The organism is Streptosporangium sp. NPDC050148 (genome assembly GCF_055586505.1).
The window spans coordinates 1-20,266 of sequence record NZ_JBVJIA010000037.1 but is presented as its reverse complement, the minus strand read 5'-3'; the positions used below and the strand labels follow the sequence as shown (position 1 = coordinate 20,266).

Here is a 20,266-nt window from a genome sequence, read left to right as displayed (position 1 = left end):
CGGGCAGGATCGCATCATGACGAACGGAGAAGTGACGGCGGTCAGCCGCAGCGCCACCCACACCTTCGGCAAGGCCGTCGAGCCCGCGATCCGGCTGCTGGCGGGGCTGGGCGTGGAGGGGGACGCGCACCTGGGGGTCACGGTGAAGCACCGCTTCCGCGTGGTGCAGGACCCCACCCGGCCCAACCTCCGCCAGGTCCACCTGATCCCCGCCGAGTTCCACGACGAGCTGCGGCGGGAGGGGTTCTCCGTGGGTGCCGGAGAGCTGGGGGAGAACATCACCACCCGGGGCGTCGACCTGCTGGAGCTGCCGGCCGGGACGCTGCTGAGGCTGGGGGAGGAGGCCGTGGTGGAGGTGACCGGCCTGCGCACCCCGTGCAGGCAGATCGAGCGTTTCCGGACGGGCCTGCTCAAGCGGATGACGGCGCGGACCGCCGAGGGTGCCCGGGTCGGCTGGGCCGGGGTGATGGGCGTGGTGACATCGGGGGGCGAGGTGCGTCCCGGTGACCGGATCGAGGTGGAGCCGCCGCCTCCCCCGCACCGCCGGTTGAAGGGGGTCTGACGCCGTTCCCGCCGGGCTCCGTTCTCGTGCGCCCCCGGACCTCGGACGGGCCGGGCGTGGACCGAGGCGGGCCGGGTGGCCGGGGACGGCGGAACGCCATGTCGGAGGCGGTGAGTCTGTGGTTGGCTGTCCGTAATGGACAACTCATCGCGGGCCTCCGCCTACCTACGGGCATATCACGACCAGCTCCGTGGACGGCCGATGCCGGGTCGCACCGCCGAGCGATTCGGGCCGCTGCTGCGGACCGTGTCGACCGGCCACGGCCAGGGTCTGCTGTCCTACCGCGACCTGGGCGGGCTCGACGGTGCCGAGCTGGACGGGGTCATCGCCCGCCAGCGGGACTTCTTCACCCGGGTGGGCCGGGAGGTGGAGTGGCAGTACCACGCCTACGACCTGCCTGCCGACCTGCCCGAACGGCTCGAAGCCGCGGGGTTCGAGCCGCTGGAGCGCGAGACGCTGTTCGTCGGGCAGGCCGCCGAGCCGGCCGGCGCCCACCCTCCGCCCGCCGGGGTACGGCTGCGGGAGGCGACCGGGCGCGAGGACCTGGAGCGCATCCGCGAGCTGGAGGAGACGGTCTGGAACGCCGACCACGGCTGGTTGCCCGGCATGCTGGAGCGCGAGATCGCCGGTCCCGGGGACCCCTGCACGGTGGTGGTCGCCGAGGCGGACGGGCGGGTGGTGTGCGCGGCGTGGGTGCGGTTCCACGAGGGCACGGACTTCGTCTCGCTGTGGGGCGGCTCGACCCTCAAGGAGTGGCGGGGCCGGGGCGTCTACCGGGCGATGGTGTCGTACCGGGCGGGCCTGGCGGTCGCGCGGGGTTTCCGCTTCGTGCGGGTGGACGCCTCCGGTGCCAGCGGCCCGATCCTGTCCAGGCTGGGCCTGGAGGCGATCACCACGATGACGCCGTACGTGTGGGTGCCACCGACCCTCTGAGGCCCGCCTCCGCGATCCCCGTACCCTGCGCCCGCCCTGCCCGCCGACCTGCCCGTGCGGGGCGCGGGTGCGCGGCCACGAGCGCGACCGGGACGCGGCGCGGCAGACGGCACGACGGCGTCACACGACGGCGTCAGAGGACATGCGAGGACACGCGATGAAAGGAGAGGCATGCCCGAGGTACTCGGCCGGCGCGCGCTGAACAGGGCCACGCTGGAGAGACAGCTGCTGTCGGCCCGCGCCGAGCTGTCCGCGCTGGAGGCGGTGGAGCACCTGTACGGCATGCAGGCACAGGCCCCCGACCCTCCCTACATCGGGCTGTGGAGCAGGCTGGCGGGGTTCGTCCCCGACGACCTCGCCCGGCTGATCAACGATCGCCTGGTGGTGCGGCTGGTGCTGATGCGCTCCACCATCCACCTGGTCAGCGCCGACGACTGCCTGGTCCTGCGGCCGCTGATGCGGCCGGTGCTGGAGCGGGCCCTGCGCGGCAGGGTCCCGGCCGGGGTGGACCTGGACGAGGTGACCGCGACCGGTCGGAAGCTGGTGGAGGAGCGCCCACTGACCTTCCGCGAGCTGGGGGAGCTGCTGCGGGAGCGGTGGCCGCAGGTTCCCGCCGCGGATCTGGTCGCCGTGGTGCGCAACACGCTGGCGCTGGTCCAGGTCCCGCCCCGGGGGATCTGGGGGGTGGGCGGGCAGGCCGCCCACACCACCGCCGAGGCATGGCTGGGCCGGCCCCTGGCGGAGCGGCCCGGCGCCGAGGAGGCCATCCGCCGCTACCTCGCCGCCTACGGACCCGCCACGGTGATGGACCTCCAGCAGTGGTCGGGCCTGACCCGGCTGGGAGAGGTCGTCCGCGAGATGGACCTGCGGGTCTTCGCGGCCGAGGACGGCGCGAAGCTGTTCGACCTGCCCGAGGCGGAGCGTCCCGACCCGGACACCCCGGTCCCGGTCCGCTACCTGTCGGAGTTCGACAACATGCTGATCTCGTTCGACCGGCGGACCAGGACCCGCATCTGCGACGAGGAGTACCGGGGGCGGATCTTCACGATCAACGGCATCGTCAAGGCGACGGTGCTCGTCGACGGTTTCGTGCGGGGCGTCTGGAAGGTGACGCGCGGGCGGCGGGAGGCGACGCTGGAGGTGGAGCTGTTCGCCCCGGTGAGCGAGCGGGAACGGGCGGACCTGGAGGCGGAGGGGGTACGCCTGCTCGACGTCCTCGCCCCGGCGTCGCCCTCCCGCGAGGTGCGCCTGCACGACGCCTGACCGGTCCTCGGGGCCGCGAGAACGGGGTCGTCGCTCTTCTCTTTCCCGTGCCGGTGCACGAGGGCCGGTAAGGGACGGAGTCCGGCCGGTCCCGTCCCGCCTCCGGCGCGGGCCCCGATCCCGGTCTCAGCTCCGGTCCGGGTCCCGGTCCCGCCGGTCGATGAGGTCCAGCAGCTCGGGGACGGGCATGCTCCCCGGCGCCCGGCGTTCGCGGGCGAACGCGTTCGCCACCCGCTGGAGGGTCTCGTTGACCGGTGCCGCCGTCCCGTGCAGCCGCGCCAGCAGGGTGATCTCCCCGTTGAGGTGGTCGGCCTCGATCGACCCCGTGCCCCGGGCCAGGCTCTGCCACGACGATCCGCCGCCTCGTTCGGCGCCCTCGACCTCGAGCAGCCGGATCCTGTCGCCCCGCACGCGCTTCTCCTCCTCCTCGCCGGTGTAGGCGATCCCGGCCGCGTCGAGCACCGCCCTGCCCTCCGCCACCGTGCGCCGGTACAGGCCGAGCAGGTCGTCCCCGTCGACCGGGCCGCAGACCGCCTCCAGGGAGTTGGCCAGGTTGGCCAGGAGCTTGGCGTACTTCCAGCGCATGACGTCAGGGACGACCGGCGCGAGGAACGCCGACGTCTCCAGGTCCGCCGAGATCCGCTCCGCGGTCCGGTCGGTGCCCGAGGGGTAGCGGCCGACGTGCAGGATCCCGGTCAGCGGCGACCCGAAGGCCGCGACCTTTCCCGGCTCCAGGTGCGTGGCCGGCAGCCAGACGCACATCCCGTACACGTGCCGGAACCGCCGCAGGGCCAGCCGCTCGTTCTCCACCGCGTTCTGCGCGCAGACCAGCGGGAGCTCCTCGCAGGCGGTGCCGCCACCGGCCACCGGCCGACCGGCCCAGCTCTCCAGCACGCCGGTGGTGTCCTGGGTCTTCACCGCCATGACGAGGACGTCACCGGGACGCAGTTCGAGGGCCTCCGGCCGGTCGACGGCCGGGATCGGCAGTGTGAGGGAGCCGTCGGGGACCGTGAGCCGCAGCCCGCCGTCGCGCAGGGCCGCGTGGTGGGCACCGCGTGCCACCAGCACGACCTCGTGCCCGGCGGCGAAGAGCCGCCCGCCGATCGCACCGCCGACGGCCCCCGCTCCGATGATGATGTATCGCATCGGCCGACCCTCGCACAGCCGGTGCCGCGGATCCAACCGGGCCCCCCGGGGGACGTCCGCGTCCTCGGGTGTCGTCCCCGGGCCGTCACGCCGGTCGTTCGGCGCGGGCGTCCGAGGCCGGTGTCCCGTGGGCCGGGCGGCCTCACCCGTGCCGTTCCCGGCCCCGTCGTGGACATGCCGGAAGACCTCCGCTCTCAGTCCTGTCGTGGACGTGCCGGAAGACCTCCGTTCCCGGCCTCGTCATGGACGTGCCGGAAGAGATCCGCGAAACGTCAGCTCATGTCCCACAGCAGGCGGTAGTAGGCGATGCGCTCCGGGTCCGGGGCGATCCCGTACGCGTCGTACACGACGCCGTCGTACCCGGGGCCGTAGTTCCACTCCGTGCTCCATGCCGCGACCGCGAGGTCGGCCCACCGGTCGGCCACCCCGAGCGAACCGAGGTCGACGTGCGCGGCGAACGTGCCGTCGTCGTGCAGCAGCGTGTTGGGGACGCAGGCGTCACCGTGGCAGACGACCGGGCCGTCGATCGCGGGCGGCCGGCCGAGGCGCTCCCGTGCCTCGGCCGGGCCGAGGTGCCGGTGCTCGGGCGACAGGCCGGTCGCGCCCTCGCCGCCGGCGATGCGCCGGTCGGCGCGTGCGAGCCGCCGCTCGACGCTCCAGTCGTACGGGCACCCCTGCGCGGGCAGCGTGTCGTGGAGCAGGCGCAGCCCCCGGCCGATCGCCGCGGCCGCGGCCGCCGGGGCGGCGAGCCACCGCGGGTCCACCGCCGGGCGGCCGGGGACCGCTTCGGTGACCAGCCACGTGCCGTCCGCGTCCCGGCCGTGCTCGATGACGGGCGGGACGGTCACCCAGCGCCGCGCCCAGGTCAGGCGATCGGCCTCGGCGGCGAGGTCGATCTCCGGGGTGCCGGTGGCGACCCATTTGGCGTACCTGGTGCGGCCGTGCCCGTCGTCGAGGCGGAACGTCAGCCCGCCGAGCTCGTTGCGCCACACCGGGGTGACGGTGTCGTCGCCGGCGAGCGCGAGGACGGCGGCGGGGACGGTCACGGGGCCGGTCGGGATCTCGGGGATGACGGGGAGGGCGGGATCGCTCACGCGTACATGATCCCCCCGGCGGGCCGGACGGGCGACAGGTTTCCCCGCCACGGGGGACGGCCTCCCCGTGGCGGGGCGCCGGTCCTCGCCGCGAAGGACCGCCGACCGATTTCAGGCCCCGCGCGACCCGGCCGTCGCCCGGTCGCGCCAGGCACCCCGGGCGGCGGCCTCGGCGGCGTACGCCTGGAAGCTCTTCGGGGCGCGCCCGGTCACCCGGCGCACGACGTCGCCGGGCTCGGCGTCGCCCAGGCTCCGCAGCGCGGCGTACGCCTCGATCTCGCCCTTCACCTCGACAGGGGAACGGCCGATCGCCTCCTGCGCGTCCAGGTACGCCTCCGGCGTTCCCAGGAAGCGCACCGGGTGCCCGGCGGCCCGGCCGACGATCGCCGTCGCCTCGGCGAACGACAGGGCGGCGGGACCGGTCAGCTCGTACCTCCGCCCGGCGTGGCCGGTCACGGTCAGGGCCTTCACCGCGACCGCGGCGACGTCGTCCGCGTCGACGAACGCCTGACGCAGGTCACCCACCGGGAGCGCGAGCTCACCGGCCATGACGTCCTGCCGGAAGAGGCCCTCGTCGAAGTTCTGGGCGAACCAGGTCGGCCGCAGGATGGTCCAGGCCGTGCCGCAGGCGCGCACCGTCCGCTCGGCGGCCATCAGGCGCTCGTCGCCCGTCGCCTCGATCGCCGTGGCGGACAGCAGCACGATGCGCCTGACGCCCCGCTCCACCGCCTGCGCGACGAAGGCCGGGTCGACCGCCACCCCGCTGGGCGCCATGAGGTACATCTTCGACACACCGTCCAGGACGGGCCCCCAGGTCTCCGGCAGGGTCCAGTCGAAGCGCACTCCACCTTCACGGGAGGCGGCGCGCACCGGATGCCCGGCGGCGCGCAGCAGGGCCGCCACCCGGCGGCCGGTGGAGCCGGTGGCCCCCAGAACGAGGACGGGTCGCTCAGTCATGCCCGCCACCCAACCAGTCGCCACCGACAAAAACCCGGCTCGTCACGCCGATCCGCCAGTCACGCCGATCCGCCAGTCACGCCGATCCGCCAGTCACACCGGCCCGGCCGTCACATCGTCAGGCCGTCACGCCGGAAGCGGTCCCTGCCCGATGATCCGCTCGCCGAGCCTGGCGAACAGCTGCGCGCGTACCTGGGGCGGCAGGGCGCAGCCGTGCGCGACGAGCGTGTCCAGCGCGGGCAGGTCCAGCAGAACGGTCCAGTCCCGGACGTCCTCGCAGTAGGAGACGTCCAGGTGGTGCAGGTCCTTCAGCGACTGCAACGGTGCCAGCGACCGCACCGGGGTGTTCCTGATCGACAGGTGCTCCAGGGTGCGCAGGCCCCCGATGCCGTCCAGGCCGGTCAGCGGTGTCTGCTCCAGGTCCAGCCGGGTCAGCGCGGTGAGGGCCGAGATGTCCTCGGGGACGCGGTGCAGGCGGCTGCCGGACAGGTCCAGCTCGGTCACCGCGGCGGGCGCGGCCAGGGCGGAGAGCAGCAGCGCCGGGGGCGGGAACACCACCGGCCGGGGCTGGGCGAGCACCGGTGAGCGTCCCACCGCCGCCTCCTGCAGGACGCGCCACCTGTCCACCGGGGTGCCCGGTACGCCGAGGCGGACGTAGCCCGAGGGCAGCCACGGCGCCAGCCGCTCGGCCACCACGTCGGCCCGGTCCCCGGCGCCGACGACCCCGGCCCGGAGCTTGCCGTAGTGCGCGTAGGCGTGCTCGGAGGGGACGAACAGGTCCGCCATGATGTCCCCGCCGGTGACCAGGACGCCGTCGCCGCCCGTGCAGAAGACGACCTCCGCCGAGAGGGTGCCCAGCACCAGGTGGTCCGCGGCGCTGTGGATCGCGCGGGCCCGCACGTCACCGGCCACCGCGAGGTAGCTCTCGGAGGCGTCGCCGTCGTCGAGCAGTCCCTCCACCGACAGGTGGCCGATCACGATGAGCGGTGCCTTGAGGTCGAGCCATCCGGGGACGTGGGTGTCGCCGAACCAGACGGTGGCCCGGTGCACGGTCCAGCCGGCCTCGGTCCGCTCCGCGCCGTCGGGGAAGGCCGGGGGCGTCAGGTCGGGGAACGCCAGCTCCCACGCCTGGGCGAACAGCAGGCCGTAGACGGGGGGCATGATGTGCTGCGGCCACTCCCGGGCCTGGGCCGGGCGCCGTAACCAGGATCCGATGGAGTGCAGTTCCCGCGCGATGTCGCCGAAGTAGCCGAGCGCCTCCGCGCCCGCCCCGGCCTGTTTCTGGAGCACCGCCAGCGCGTCACCGAGACGCTCCGACGCCCCGAAGAAATGCTCTTCCGTCAGATCCATTCACATACCGTACTCATCGCGGCGAATCCACAGGACCGATCGGCCGACGCCCCGGACGGCGGGCGTGTCGGGAGGTACGGGAGGCGACCGTTCCGCGACGGAGGGCGAAGTGGATCTTCACGGGCGCCTCGGGTACCGTGCCCGGGGTTCCGGAGCACTCCGGCGCGGCCCCTCGGGCACGACCGTCACGACGGCGAAACACCGCCGCGACAGCGAAGGAAGGACAGACATGGAGGCCGGACATCACCGGACCCTGCGGTTGCTCGTCACCGGAGGCGGGACCGGTGGTCACACCTATCCCGCGCTGACCACCGTCACGGCCCTGCGGGACCACGCCGCCGCGCGCGGCCTGGACCTGGACGTGCTCTGGGTCGGTACGGCGACAGGCCTGGAGGCCCGTGTCGCGGCCGAGCACGGCATCGCGTTCCGGGCCATCAAGGCGGGCAAGCTCAGGCGCTCGCCCAACCCGCGCGAGCTGCTCACCAACCTGGCGGACATGTTCCGCATCCCGGTGGGCGTGTTCCAGGCCTTCGGCATCGCCGCCCGCTACCGCCCCGACGTGGTGCTGTCGACCGGCGGGTACGTCTGCGTGCCGCTGGGGGTGGCCTCGCGGGTGCTGGGCCGCCCGCTGGTGATGCACGAGCAGATCACCTCCCTGGGCCTGGCCAACCGCATCCTGTCGCGCTTCGCCCGGCGGATCGCGCTGACCCACCCCTCCTCGATCGAGCACCTGCCCGCCGGGGTGCGCGACCGGGCCGTCGTCACCGGCAACCCGGTCCGCCCCCAGCTGCTGCGCGGCAACGTCGACGCGGCGCGGCGTCACTTCGGGCTAACGCCCGACCTGCCGGTGGTGTACGTGACCGGCGGCGCCCAGGGGAGCCGGCAGATCAACACCATGATCGAGAAGATCCTGCCCGACCTGCTCGGCCGGGCGCAGGTGCTCCACCAGTGCGGGCCCGGCTGGATCGACCAGCTCACCCGTACCGCGGACGCCCTGCCCGGGTGGCTGCGCGAGCGCTACCGCCCGGTGCCCTACGTCGGCGCGGAGCTGGCCGACGTGTTCGCGGTCGCCGACGTCGTGGTCTCGCGCAGCGGCGCGGGGACGGTGGCCGAGCTGACCGCGGTGGGCAAGGCGTCCGTCCTCGTCCCGCTGGTGCCCTCGGCCGCCGACGAGCAGCGCCAGAACGCCCGCTACCTGGCCGAGGCGGGCGCTGCCCGGGCCCTGCTGGAGAACGGTCCCACGGCCGAGCACCTGATGGCCGAGCTCGACGCGCTGCTGAGGGACCCGCGGGCCCGTGCCGCCATGGCCGGCGCCGCCGGTTCCCTCGGCCGCGTCGACGCGGCCGACACGCTGGCGCGGGTGCTCCTGGAGGAGGCGGGGGCCGGCGCCGGGGTCCGGTGAGGCGCCGGTGACGTCCCGGTCCGCGCGCGGACGTCCCCGCGCCCGGCCGGCGCGGGGCCGTGCCCCGCCGGAGAGACCTGGGGTGCTCTGACCCGCCCTATCCCGTGAACGAAGATTTACCGAACATGCCCCGGCTGCGCCGTGGCTCCCGGTGTGCACGCTGAGTAATCTGGCGACCGCGCCACGTGCGACGCGGTGACGCCGGGAACGTGGTACGGCGGGCACCCGTCCCGTGATCCTTCATGGAGGGTCACGGGCGGGAGCGCGCGGCCCCGCCCGGTCGCGATCGGCGGCCGGGTGGCCGGGTGAGGCCGGGAGGGCGTGCCTCTCGCCGTGCCCTCCCGTCACGGAATCTCATGCGGACCGCCCCGGAGAGGCAGGCTGAGCTGACTATGACCCGGCAGGAGAGACCCTCGCCCGAGGGGACCGGCGAGACCCACGACCGCTTCGCCGGCGCCCACGACAACGGGCCCGACGCGCTGGACGCGCCCGACGTGACCGGGGTGTGGGCCGGCACGTCGGGTTCCTGGGCCGAGACGGCCGACTCCCGTGACGACGCGTCCGACGTGTGGGCCGAGACGGTCGGTTCCCGCGACGACGTGACCGGGGTGTGGGCCGAGACGTCCGACGTCCGCGACGACATGCCGGGCGTGACGGGCGTGTGGTCCGGTACGTCCGGCGCCCATGACAGCGTGTCCGGCTTCTGGGCGGACACGTCCGGGTCCTGGGCCGGTGCCACGAGCCCTCGGACGGGGGAGCCGGACGTCCCGGCCGACCCGTTCGGCGGGAACCTGCACGCCGGTTACTGGACCGACGAGTACGACGAGGCGTCCGCGGGCGAGGCGACGGACCGTCTCACCGACCTGGTGGCCGAGCGGCTGGAGGTCCTTCCCGGGGACCATGTCCTGGACGTGGGCTCGGGGACTGGCAGGCCCGCGGTACGCATCGCCACGGCCCGCGACGTGCAGGTCACCGGGGTCACGCTCAGCGAGTACCAGGTGCGGCTCTCCCGGTCGCGTCCGGAGGCGGGCGAGGGCGTGGGCCAGGCCGACTTCCAGCTCGCCGACGCGATGTGGCTGCCCTTCGAGGACGACTCCTTCGACGCGGCGTACGCCATCGAGTCGCTGGCCCACCTGGAGAACCCGTCGGCGGCCCTGGACGAGATCGCCAGGGTGCTGCGGCCGGGAGGGCGGTTCGTGGTGGGGGAGTGGTACCTGCTGGAGCCGCTCCCGGGTGAGGAGATCGAACGCTTCGCGCGGAGCTTCGGCGTCCGGTTCCTGCCCACGGCCGACGACCTCTACCGGCGGATGGACCAGGCCGGACTGAAGATCGAGATTTTTCATGACATATGGGCGAACATCAGCCGGTCGTTCGGCCAGGTGGAGGAGGTCCTCCCCATGGCGGCCACCGGCCCGGCCGGTGAGGCCGCAGAGCGCCCGACCGCCCGCAGGGAGATGTACCGGCGTTTCGGCCAGATCCCGCAGATCAGCTACGCCCTGTTCACGGCCGTCCGCCACTGAGGGCACGGAACCGGGGGCGCGGAACCGTCGCTCCCGGCCGCCTCGGGCGACTCCCGGGCCGCTCCGGCCCGGGACCCGGCGGCAGGGGACGTCACCGCGCAATTCAAAAGTCTGTATTAATCCCAATCGACAGTGACAATAGCGATAATTTTTGGTCACGATACTTGCGGGGAAAAGGCCGCGGAGACCGTGACGGCGCGTTTTTTATCGAATGCGGCTGACGTGTCTCGGTGTCCCGCCGGCCGGGCGCGACGGCCCTGACCGGCGCGAATCCGGGAACGCGCCCTGGAACGTGCCCGGCGGGGATCTCGCCCGTTCGAACCGGCAGGTTTGATACGCGGCGCCCGGGTACGGGAGCGGCTCGGCAGGAGAGCGGCACGCGCCTCTCTGACGACGTACTCGAAAGGGATCGTGAATTGAGATCGTGTCCAGGCGCCGGCGGTCACGTCGCCGTGGCGCGCGGAGAGGCCCGCCTCGCCGCCGTCATCGGCCCCGGTGACCTCCCCGTCGCGGCCACGGGACGGCGTGCCTCTCGACCGGCCGGGCCCGGCGTGATCCTCGTGGACTCCATAGAGGTCATGACCGCCCCCCATACGCGCCCGCTTCCCGGACTGCGGTCCGGGCCGGGACGCCGCCACGCCGTACCCAAGGAGAGATCATGAACGCCACCACACGTAACAAGACCCGCCTCCAGACGGCCGCGATGGCCGTCGGAGTGGTTTTCCTGCTGGTGGGAGTACTGGGATTCATTCCGGGGATAACCACCAACTACGACAGCATGGAGTTCGCCGGGCACGAGTCCGAGGCCATGCTCCTGGGCATCTTCCAGGTGTCCATCCTGCACAACATCGTCCACCTGCTCTTTGGCATCGCCGGTATCGTCCTCTCCCGCACCTGGGGAGGCGCCCGTAACTACCTCATCGGCGGTGGCGTCGTCTACCTGCTGCTGTGGGTGTACGGCATGCTCGTCGGTCACGACAGCGACGCCAACTTCGTGCCGCTCAACAGCGCCGACAACTGGCTGCACCTGCTCCTGGGCATCGGCATGATCGCCCTGGGCGTGCTGCTCTCCCGCCGTAACACCGTCTCCCACCACTAGGAGACGAACCCCCGGCCCGGTCGGGGTCACGGCGGTGATGGGGGACGTTCCCGGACGGGAGCGTCCCCCGCCCCGTCCGGGGGCGAAGGCCCGCCCGGCCGCCGGGTCTCCCGCGCGGAGACCGGGCGTCCTCACACGAAGGGAATCTGACATGACCTCGGTCATCAAGAGCGTGGCCGCGGCGTCGGCGGGTCTGGCGGCCGCTGCGATCGGCCGGCGCCTGCTGTCCCGCAGGGCCACGCCGAACCCCGCCGAGTGGTACGCGCTCACCATCGAGTGCTCCCCGGAGGTCCTCACCGGGCCCGACCGCCCCGGAGAGCTGGCGAGGCTGGTCGAGGAGCACGACGTGCGCTTCAGCGAGGCCCCGGGCGGCCGCGGGACCGAGGTGGCGGTGCGCACCTCGGAAGGCGCCCCCAGGGAACGGCTGCGCGCGGTCAAGCAGCTCATCGAGACCGGAGAGGTGCTCCGCGTCGAGGGCCAGACGGAAGGCCGCAGGACCCTGGCCGGGCGGACCGTGCTGCCGGGGGCCAAGCGGCTGATGAGGAGGGGGATCCGATGAAGGCCGTGTGCTGGACCGGTATCAACGAGGTGTCGGTGGAGGTCGTCCCGGAGCCGGGGCTGCTCAACCGCCGCGACGCCATCGTCAAGATCATCGCAAGCGCCACCTGCGGCTCCGACCTGCACCTGATCGACGGGTACGTGCCGACCATGATGGCGGGCGACATCCTCGGCCACGAGTTCCTCGGCGAGATCGTCGAGGTCGGGCCGGACGTGCGCGACCGCCGGGTCGGCGAGCGCGTCGTGGTCTGCTCCATCATCGGCTGCGGCGGCTGCCACTACTGCCGCCAGGAGATGTACTCGCTGTGTGACAACAGCAATCCCAACCCCGGCTTCCTGGAGACGCTGATCGGTCACGCGACCGCGGGCATCTTCGCCTACTCCCACGCCCTCGGCGGGTACGCCGGCAGCCACGCCGAGTACGTGCGGGTGCCGTTCGTGGACGTCAACGCCTTCCCGGTGCCGGAGGGGGTGAGCGACTCCAACGCGGTGTTCGCCTCCGACGCCGTTCCCACCGGCTGGATGGGCGCCGACATCGGAGGCGTCGGCCCCGGTGACGTGGTCGCGGTGTGGGGGTGCGGCGGGGTGGGCCAGATGGCCATGCTCGCCGCCAAGCTGATGGGCGCCGAGCGGGTCATCGGCATCGACCGCTTCCCCGAGCGCCTGGCCATGACCGAGAAGCGGATCGGCGCCGAGACGATCGACTACGAGAAGACCGACCTGCTCGGCACGCTCAAGGAGATGACCGGCGGACGCGGCCCGGACGTGTGCATCGAGGCGGTCGGCATGGAGGGCCACGGCACCGGCGCGCAGTACGCCTTCGACCGGACCAAGCAGGCCCTGCGGCTGCAGACCGACCGCGGCCTGCCGCTGCGCCAGGCCGTCCACGCCTGCCGCAAGGGCGGGACGGTCTCGGTGATGGGCGTCTACCTCGGGTTCGTCGACAAGTTCCCCATGGGCGCGGTGATGAACAAGGGCCTCACCCTGCGCAGCGGCCAGCAGCACGGCCAGCGGTACATCCCGATGCTGCTCGACCGGATGGCCAAGGGCGAGATCGACGCGAGTCACCTGGAGACGCATCCGATGGGCCTCGACGGCGGTCCCCGCGGGTACGAGATGTTCAAGCGCAAGGAGGACGGCTGCGTGCGGGCCGTCTTCTACCCGGACCGGTAGGACGTGCAAGGGCCGGTCCGCCGCCGAGGGGGACCGGCCCTTCGCCGTGCACGGGGGTCCGGCACCCGCCGTCCCTCCCATGGCCCCGCCGTCCCGCGGTCCCCGCCGTCCTGCAGCCCCACCGGGCGAGAACGACCGGCCCGCCGGACGAGGAAACGGCCCGTCCCTCCCACGTTCAGGAGGGGCGGGCCGTTCGCCGTGCGCGTACGTTCAGCCCGTCTTGCCCATGGCCTGGCGGATCACGTCGCGGGCCCGATCCATCATCGCGACCGGGGTCCCCACCAGCAGGTTCTTGGTCGCCGACTCCACCCCGGCGTGCGGGTGGGTCGGCGCGATCGCCTCGGCCGCCTTCACCCCGACGGCCATGGCCCGGCGCTCGGCCTCGCTGGTCTGGGCGCGCAGCTGGGTGAACTCGTAGCGCTCCTCGCTGCGGGCGTGGGCCATGACCGCGGCCCGGAGCACCGCGAGGTTCGTCAGGAACTCCGGGTCGTCGGCACCGGCCTTGTCCATCGTCATGAGCAGCTGCTTGGCCTCGTTCTCCTCGGCCAGGCGGTCGTCCACCACCGCGTCACCGCCCTCGATCTTGCGGCGGGCGTAGGGGTGGACGATCTCCTCTTCGGCGGTCTCGTGCACCGCCAGCAGCCGCACCAGGCGCTGGAACGCCTCGGGCCTGTCCTCGGCGGAGGCCGTCTCGACCTCGTCGAACAGGTCCCGGATCAGCGAGTGCTGGGCGAGCAGCAGCTCCACCACGTCTTTCTCGTCCATCAGTTCAGGTGCCGTCTGACGGTCGGTCATCTGCTCCCTCTCCTTCGAGTACGGTCTGGCCGGTCCCGCGGGGCACGGAGACCCGTGCCGGAAGGAGACCGGATGTGATCGTGCCGTCCCGCACGGGGCGCCGTACGCGGGAGTCTCAGCCCTGCCCGCTCTCCTCCTTGCCGTAGCCGAGGGTCTCGGCCACGTCCGCGATGTTGGTGAAGGTCCGATCGGGCAGGGACCGCAGGGTGCCGAGCACCGTGTCGGGCGCGCCCTGCTCCTGGGCACGGCCGATCAGGGTGTCACGGTCGGTGGGGAAGACCCCGGCGCCGCTGACCCAGCGGGCCAGCTCGCTGCGGGCCTCCACACCGGCCGGGTCGATGCCGTGCGGGGTGCCCGGCTCGTGACCGGGGGCGTGCGATATCGGTGCCATGTCGCTCTCCTTCGATGTGATCACGGAGCCTTCCGCGCTTCAGCCGGGAAACGCTCAAGGCGGGTGTACAAGCTCAGCTTTTTTGTTTTCCTGTCATGTGTCCGGTGATTCCGTCCCGGTGGTCCTCGTTCCGGCGGACGGAATCTCCCCGTCGTGCGAACAGCCCCTTACCCTCTTCACGATGAGCAAACATCGCTGTCAGCGGCGGTCCCTGCGGGCTCATCCGGACGTGTCCTCGTCCCCGGAGGCGAGGTCCACCTTCTCCAGCGGGGTCACCGCGGGCCCCTGCAGGACGGCGCCGTCCACGCCGAAGCGCGAGCCGTGGCACGGGCACTCCCAGGAGCGTTCGGCCTCGTTGAAGCCCACCACGCAGCCCATGTGGGTGCAGATGGCGGACACCGCGTGCAGGGTCCCGGTCTCGTCGCGGTAGACGGCGCAGCGCTTGCCGCCGTTCTTGACCACGGTCCCTTCTCCGGGGAGCAGATCGATCGCGTCCTGGGCGCCGGTGCCGGCGGTGGACAGGCGGTCGCCGACGAAGTGCTTGGCGACGGTGGCCTGTAGTTTGAGCGCGGGCCCGGCCTCGCGTACCGGGCGCAGCCGCCGCGGGTCGTACAACCCCGCCCACGGTGACCCGCCGCCGGTGATCAGCGTGCTCAGCAGCAGCCCCGACATGACGCCGTTGCTCATGCCCCAGCCGCCGAACCCGGTGGCGACGTAGGCGTGCTTGGCGCCGGGGTGCAGCGGGCCGACGAAGGGCACGCCGTCGGTGGTGTCGTTGTCCTGGGCCGCCCACCAGTGCGTGGGGCGAGCCCCGGGGAACCGTTCGACGGTCCACGAGCGCAGCCGTTCCAGCCGGTCGCCGACGTTGCCGGACCCGGGAAGGAACGACTCGCCGGTGACGATCAGCAGGCGCTGCCCGTCCTCGTACGGGGCGGTGCGGACCGAGCGCGTGCTCTGCTCGGTGGTGATGAACATGCCGCCGGGGTCCTGATCGGCCGGGATCGCGGCGGCGACGACCAGCTCGCGGTGCGGCTCCATCCGGGCGAACAGCAGGGAACGGTCGAAGATCGGATAGTGGGTGGCCACCACCACGTCCGTCGCCGTGACGGTCAGCCCCTCGGACGTGGTGAGGCGGCAGGGCGAGCCCTCCTTCAGGCCCACCACGCGCGTCCCCTCGAAGACGAGCGCGCCCATCCCGGTCATGGCCTCCGCCAGCGCGAGCAGGTAGGCGCGCGGATGGAACTGGGCCTGATCCTCCACCCGCACCGCGCCGGCGATCGGGAAGGGCAGCGAGCTCTCGGTCACGAACGAGGCCGGCAGCCCGGCCTGCTCGGCGGCCTCGGCCTCCGCCTCGAGCTTGCCGACCCCGTCGGCCGACTCGACGTAGGTGAGCGAGGGCACCCGTTCGATGTCGCAGTCGACGCCGAGCTCGGTGGCGGTGGCGATGAGGTGCGCGATCGCCTCCCGCTGCGAACGGGCGTAGAGGGCCGCGGCCTCCGGCCCGGCCGAGGAGGCGAGGTCGGCGTAGATCAGGGTGTGCAGGGCCGACAGCTTGGCGGTGGTGTTGCCGGTGACCCCGGCCGCGATCCGGCCGGCCTCCAGGACGGCCACCGACCGGCCGGCCCGGGCGAGTTCCCAGGCCGTGCTCAGGCCGGCGATCCCTCCGCCGACCACGGCGACGTCCACCTGCAGGTCACGATCGAGGGCCGGACAGGGCACTCCGGGCGCTGATTCCATCCAATAGGACTGCATGGTCATACCCGGGTGCGTGCCCTGACGGGCAGGGCGCAAACGACGCGCCGCCCGGCCCGCGCGGCACCTTCTCGCACGTCAGGGGTCGTCCGGGACGGGGCGGGCTCAGTAGGCGATGCCGACCGTCCGCCTGACGGTGGCCGGGTCGTCCAGCACGGCGAGCATCGCGTGGGCCAGGTCGGCGCGGGCGATCGTGCGGCCGGCGCGGACGCCGGAGCCCACCGCCAGCCGGTACCTCCCGGTCACCGGCCCGTTCAGCAGACGGGGCGGCCGCAGGACCGTCCAGTCGGTGTCGCTCTCGGCGATCGCCCGCTCCATCGCCCTGAGGTCGTCGTAGACCGGGCTCAGGACGGCCCGCACCAGGGGGGTGAGGACCCGGCGGTCGAGGAAGGGCTCACCCGGAGGTGAGGTGCCGAGGGGGGCCGCGCTCACCACGACGAGGCGGCGCACCCCGCACCCGGCCATGGCGGCCAGGATCCCGCGGGTGACCGGGGCGGCCACGCCGGCCTTGGCCTGCCCGCGGCTGCGCGCGCCCAGGCCGGAGAGCACGGCGTCCCGTCCCTCGATCGCCGGGCGGAGCGACCGCGGGTCGGTGACGTCGGCCGTGACGACCCGCGCGCCGGCGAGGTCGCCCGGCAGCCGGGCGGGGTCGCGCACCACCGCCGTCACCTCGTGACCGGCCTCCAGTGCCTGCCGGACCACCTCCTGGCCGGTGCCCCCCGTGGCTCCGCAGACGGTCAGCTTCATTGCGCCTCCATGTGGTTGGTGAGTGCTCACTAACCATTAGGGTGGGTGAACACTCACCATTCGTCAACCCGGGGGAGCACCCAGCATGAAGCCGACCCGGGTCCGCATCCTGGACGCCGCCGAGCACCTGATGCGGACCATCGGCCTGGCCCGTACGACCACCAAGGAGATCGCCCGCGCCGCGGGGTGTTCGGAGGCCGCCCTCTACAAGCACTTCGAGAGCAAGGAGGAGCTGTTCGTGCTCGTCCTGCAGGAGCGCCTGCCCCCGTTCGGCCCGCTCGTGGCCGATCTGGAGAGCGGTGGCATGGACGGCCGCGACGTCGAGGAGACGCTGGTGGAGGTCGCCCGGCACGCCGTGGCGTTCTACGCGTCGAGCTTCCCGATCGCCGCCTCCCTGTTCTCCGACCCGGTCCTGCTGCGCCGGCACGGGGACGAGATGGCCAGGCTCGGCAACGGCCCGCACCGGCCGCTCGACGCGCTCACCGCCTACCTGCGCGAGCAGCGCGCGGCCGGGCGGCTGCGCTCCGACGCCGACCCGGCCGCGGCGGCGGCGCTGTTCCTCGGGGCCTGCTTCCAGCGCGCGTTCCTGCACTCCTTCGCCGCGGGCCGCCCGCCCCTGGGCCCGGCCGCCCTGCCGGTCGACGAGTTCGCCGCCGGGCTCGCCCGGACGCTCCTGGACGGCCTGCGCTGACCGGCTCGCTGGACGGCTCGCGGTGACCGGTCCCGCGCCGATCCGGGCAGGATCGATCGGCGCGGGACCGGCCGGCCCGTGATCGCCGGCCCGTGTCCGACGGAACGTCTCCGCGGGCGCCGGACCGTCTCTGCGGGCGCGGGCGGTGGTGCGGCGTGATCGCCCGGGGGCGGGGGCCGCGTGCCGGTGACGGGAGGGCGCGGGGCTGGGTGGGGGACGCCCTCCGCCGGTGACGTCGCGCCCGCCCGGGAAGGCCGCGCGCGCGTGGAAGGGCATGCGTACGTGAGGATTTCACGGCCGGGTCGCGGCTCCGATTGTTAGCGCTACCAGCAGGCGCGTCAAGGGGCCCGTACATCACGATTCAGAAAGAACTCCGGCTGGAGGGGGTGATTCCGCCCTCCTGGCAAAACCCCAGAAAAGGTGACTTCGCCGGTATTGACATGGTCGGTGTTATCGCAAACACTCTGGTAACCCCAGCGAAACATGACGAGGACCCCCATGACACCCAGTGCCGACAACGGCAAGGCGAGGACCAGACCGGCGGTGCTGGACGATGTCGCCGAGCTGGCCGGGGTCTCCGCCATGACGGTGTCCCGGGCGCTGAACGCTCCCGACAGGGTGCGCCCCGAGACCCGGGCGCGTGTCATGGCGGCGGTGAACGAGCTCGGCTACCGGCCCAACCCGGCGGCGCGCCAGCTCGTCACGGGCCGCTCGGGAGTCCTCGGTGTGGTCAGCTTCGACACCACCCTGTACGGGCCCGCCTCCACGCTCTACGCGATCGAGCAGGCGGCCCGGCAGAACGACTACGTGGTCAACATCGCCAGCCTCGGCACCCTGAACCGAAGGTCGATCGGGGAGGGGGTGGAGCGGCTGCACGCGCAGTCGGTCGACGGCATCGTCGTCCTGGCCCCGCACGAGTCGGCCGCCGACGGCCTGCGCCACCTCTCGTCAGGCCTGCCGCTGGTCGCGGTGGACGCCGGGGACGACATCCCCGTCCCCGTGGTCATGGTCGACCAGCGCGGCGGCGCCGTACGGGCCACCCGGCACCTGCTGAGCCTCGGGCACGAGACCGTCTGGCACCTGTCCGGCCCCCCCGACTGGATCGACGCCAGGGGACGGGTCGAGGGGTGGCGGTCGGTGCTGGAGGCCGAGGGACGGCCGGTGCCCGAGGTGGCGGCCGGTGACTGGAGCGCGCACTCCGGCTACCGGCTCGGCAGGCGCCTGGCCGAGGACCCCTCGGTCACGGCCGTGTTCGCGGCCAACGACCAGATGACCCTGGGGGTGCTGCGGGCCCTGCGCGAGGCGGGCCGGCGCGTCCCCGAGGACGTCAGCGTGGTCGGCTTCGACGACGTGCCCGAGGCCGCCTACTTCTGGCCGCCGCTGACGACGGTCAGGCAGGACTTCGGAGAGGTCGGACGGCACGCCTTCCGGCTGCTGATCGACCGCATCCAGGGCGCCGAGGAAGGAGGCCCGCGCATCGTGGAACCCGAACTGGTGGTCAGGGAGAGCAGCGGCCCCGCCCCTCACTGACGCTCCCGTACCGCCCGATCGGCCTCCGTTCCCTCCGTGCCGATCCGTCCCCCTTCCTCGCCGGTCCCGGACAGCGTCCGGGAGGCGACCTCCTCTTCGAGCTCTTCGAGAAAACTCCTCACCTCACTATCAGGAGAAGGTTCATGTTCAAGAAACTGCCCGCGGTACTGGCCGCGGGACTCATGGCCGTCGTGCTCACCGCCTGCGGTTCGGGCGGCGGGGACGCCGGCACCACCGGCGCGACCGCCCAGGGCGGCGGGTCCGACAAGATCACGCTCGGCTTCTCGCAGGTCGGCGCGGAGAGCGGCTGGCGTACCGCCAACACCAAGTCCGTCCAGGAGGCGGCCGCGGCGGCGGGCATCGACCTGAAGTTCTCCGACGCCCAGCAGAAGCAGGAGAACCAGATCAAGGCCATCCGCTCGTTCATCCAGCAGAAGGTCGACGTGATCGCCTTCTCGCCGGTGGTCGAGTCGGGCTGGGACACCGTCCTGAAGGAGGTCAAGGACGCCAACATCCCGGTCATCCTGACCGACAGGGCGGTCGACTCCAGCGACACCTCGCTCTACAAGACCTTCATCGGCTCCGACTTCGTCGTCGAGGGCAAGAAGTCCGGCGAGTGGCTGGTCAAGGAGTACGAGGGCAAGTCCGACCCGGTCAACATCGTCGAGCTCCAGGGCACCACGGGCTCGGCCCCCGCGAACGACCGCAAGAAGGGCTTCGGCGAGGCCATCGCGGCCGACCCCAAGTTCAAGATCATCGCTTCGCAGACCGGTGACTTCACCCGCGCCAAGGGCAAGGAGGTCATGGAGGCCTTCCTCAAGGCGCACAAGGACATCGACGTGCTGTTCGCGCACAACGACGACATGGGCCTGGGCGCCATCGAGGCGATCGAGGGCGCGGGGCTCAAGCCGGGCACCGACATCAAGATCATCACGATCGACGCGGTCAAGGACGGCATGCAGGCCCTGGCCGACGGGAAGATCAACTTCATCGCGGAGTGCAGCCCCCTCCTCGGCCCGCAACTGATGGACCTGGTCAAGAAGGCCGTCAAGGGCGAGCAGATCCCGCAGCGGGTGCTCACCGAGGAGACCACCTTCACGCCCGAGCAGGCCAAGGCGGTCCTGGCCGACCGTAAGTACTGATCGAGGGCGCACGACCGGACGGCGCCCGCACCGAGCGGGCGCGCGTACCGGACGACCGATGACCGCGGGGGGGGGGGGGGGGGGGGGGGGGGGGGGGGGGGGGGGGGGGGGGGGGGGGGGGGGGGGGGGGGGGGGGGGGGGGGGGGGAGGGGGGGGGGGGG

At 72.9% G+C, this 20,266-nt stretch carries 19 protein-coding genes; 11 read left to right on the top strand and 8 right to left on the bottom strand.

What is annotated here, in order from left to right:
* Positions 1-16 precede the first annotated feature (16 nt).
* The 3 genes from ACZ6RT_RS31190 (at position 17) to ACZ6RT_RS31180 (ending at position 2,758) form a co-directional block, all read left to right on the top strand.
* Positions 17-562 carry an MOSC domain-containing protein gene (locus ACZ6RT_RS31190; RefSeq protein WP_470157461.1) on the top strand — a complete coding sequence of 182 codons (546 nt, stop codon included), beginning with the start codon at positions 17-19 and terminating at the stop codon, positions 560-562.
* Between the two features lie 201 nt (positions 563-763).
* A complete protein-coding gene (locus tag ACZ6RT_RS31185; RefSeq protein ID WP_399195760.1) occupies positions 764-1,495 on the top strand; it encodes a GNAT family N-acetyltransferase in 732 nt (243 codons plus the stop codon).
* A gap of 171 nt (positions 1,496-1,666) precedes the next feature.
* Positions 1,667-2,758, top strand: coding sequence for a winged helix DNA-binding domain-containing protein (locus ACZ6RT_RS31180; protein ID WP_470157460.1), 1,092 nt, complete (start codon positions 1,667-1,669; stop codon positions 2,756-2,758).
* A 126-nt stretch (positions 2,759-2,884) separates the two neighbouring features.
* On the opposite strand, the gene ACZ6RT_RS31175 is transcribed toward ACZ6RT_RS31180, so the two are convergent.
* From ACZ6RT_RS31175 to ACZ6RT_RS31160, 4 genes are all read right to left on the bottom strand, one after another.
* Positions 2,885-3,904, bottom strand: coding sequence for a ketopantoate reductase family protein (locus ACZ6RT_RS31175; RefSeq protein ID WP_470157459.1), 1,020 nt, complete (start codon positions 3,902-3,904; stop codon positions 2,885-2,887).
* 272 nt (positions 3,905-4,176) lie between these two features.
* Complete coding sequence (locus tag ACZ6RT_RS31170; RefSeq protein ID WP_470157458.1) at positions 4,177-4,998, bottom strand: phosphotransferase; 822 nt, start codon at positions 4,996-4,998, stop codon at positions 4,177-4,179.
* Positions 4,999-5,109: 111 nt separating this feature from the next.
* Positions 5,110-5,955 (bottom strand): Rossmann-fold NAD(P)-binding domain-containing protein, encoded by an 846-nt coding sequence (locus ACZ6RT_RS31165; protein ID WP_470157457.1) that lies wholly within the window; start codon positions 5,953-5,955, stop codon positions 5,110-5,112.
* 126 nt (positions 5,956-6,081) lie between these two features.
* Entirely contained in the window at positions 6,082-7,305 is a 1,224-nt protein-coding gene (locus ACZ6RT_RS31160) for a leucine-rich repeat domain-containing protein (RefSeq protein ID WP_470157456.1), read from the bottom strand.
* Positions 7,306-7,534: 229 nt separating this feature from the next.
* On the opposite strand from ACZ6RT_RS31160, the gene ACZ6RT_RS31155 reads away from it, so the two are divergent.
* From ACZ6RT_RS31155 to ACZ6RT_RS31135, 5 genes are all read left to right on the top strand, one after another.
* Positions 7,535-8,707 (top strand): UDP-N-acetylglucosamine--N-acetylmuramyl-(pentapeptide) pyrophosphoryl-undecaprenol N-acetylglucosamine transferase, encoded by a 1,173-nt coding sequence (locus tag ACZ6RT_RS31155; RefSeq protein WP_344896949.1) that lies wholly within the window; start codon positions 7,535-7,537, stop codon positions 8,705-8,707.
* A gap of 392 nt (positions 8,708-9,099) precedes the next feature.
* Positions 9,100-10,227, top strand: coding sequence for a class I SAM-dependent methyltransferase (locus ACZ6RT_RS31150; RefSeq protein WP_399195748.1), 1,128 nt, complete (start codon positions 9,100-9,102; stop codon positions 10,225-10,227).
* Between the two features lie 658 nt (positions 10,228-10,885).
* Positions 10,886-11,326 (top strand): DUF4383 domain-containing protein, encoded by a 441-nt coding sequence (locus ACZ6RT_RS31145; RefSeq protein ID WP_399195744.1) that lies wholly within the window; start codon positions 10,886-10,888, stop codon positions 11,324-11,326.
* A gap of 151 nt (positions 11,327-11,477) precedes the next feature.
* Positions 11,478-11,885, top strand: coding sequence for a hypothetical protein (locus tag ACZ6RT_RS31140; protein WP_399195742.1), 408 nt, complete (start codon positions 11,478-11,480; stop codon positions 11,883-11,885).
* Positions 11,882-13,057 carry a zinc-dependent alcohol dehydrogenase gene (locus ACZ6RT_RS31135; protein WP_470157455.1) on the top strand — a complete coding sequence of 392 codons (1,176 nt, stop codon included), beginning with the start codon at positions 11,882-11,884 and terminating at the stop codon, positions 13,055-13,057. The genes ACZ6RT_RS31140 and ACZ6RT_RS31135 overlap by 4 nt, the downstream gene beginning before the upstream one ends.
* A 210-nt stretch (positions 13,058-13,267) precedes the next feature.
* Here the strand turns inward: ACZ6RT_RS31135 and ACZ6RT_RS31130 are convergent, their stop codons facing one another.
* From ACZ6RT_RS31130 to ACZ6RT_RS31115, 4 genes are all read right to left on the bottom strand, one after another.
* Complete coding sequence (locus tag ACZ6RT_RS31130) at positions 13,268-13,852, bottom strand: hemerythrin domain-containing protein (protein WP_399195738.1); 585 nt, start codon at positions 13,850-13,852, stop codon at positions 13,268-13,270.
* Positions 13,853-13,967: 115 nt separating this feature from the next.
* Entirely contained in the window at positions 13,968-14,243 is a 276-nt protein-coding gene (locus ACZ6RT_RS31125) for a DUF2795 domain-containing protein (protein ID WP_399195736.1), read from the bottom strand.
* A gap of 219 nt (positions 14,244-14,462) precedes the next feature.
* Complete coding sequence (locus tag ACZ6RT_RS31120) at positions 14,463-15,980, bottom strand: FAD-dependent oxidoreductase (RefSeq protein ID WP_470157454.1); 1,518 nt, start codon at positions 15,978-15,980, stop codon at positions 14,463-14,465.
* Between the two features lie 120 nt (positions 15,981-16,100).
* Positions 16,101-16,742: an NAD(P)-dependent oxidoreductase gene (locus tag ACZ6RT_RS31115; protein ID WP_470157453.1), complete on the bottom strand. Its 642-nt coding sequence runs from the start codon at positions 16,740-16,742 to the stop codon at positions 16,101-16,103.
* 85 nt (positions 16,743-16,827) lie between these two features.
* On the opposite strand from ACZ6RT_RS31115, the gene ACZ6RT_RS31110 reads away from it, so the two are divergent.
* From ACZ6RT_RS31110 to ACZ6RT_RS31100, 3 genes are all read left to right on the top strand, one after another.
* Positions 16,828-17,433 (top strand): TetR/AcrR family transcriptional regulator, encoded by a 606-nt coding sequence (locus tag ACZ6RT_RS31110; RefSeq protein ID WP_399195731.1) that lies wholly within the window; start codon positions 16,828-16,830, stop codon positions 17,431-17,433.
* Between the two features lie 498 nt (positions 17,434-17,931).
* Complete coding sequence (locus ACZ6RT_RS31105; RefSeq protein ID WP_399195729.1) at positions 17,932-18,963, top strand: LacI family DNA-binding transcriptional regulator; 1,032 nt, start codon at positions 17,932-17,934, stop codon at positions 18,961-18,963.
* A gap of 143 nt (positions 18,964-19,106) precedes the next feature.
* The gene (locus tag ACZ6RT_RS31100) at positions 19,107-20,105 is read left to right on the top strand and encodes an ABC transporter substrate-binding protein (RefSeq protein WP_399195727.1); all 999 of its coding nucleotides are present in this window, start codon (positions 19,107-19,109) and stop codon (positions 20,103-20,105) included.
* The last annotated feature ends 161 nt before the right edge of the window (positions 20,106-20,266 follow it).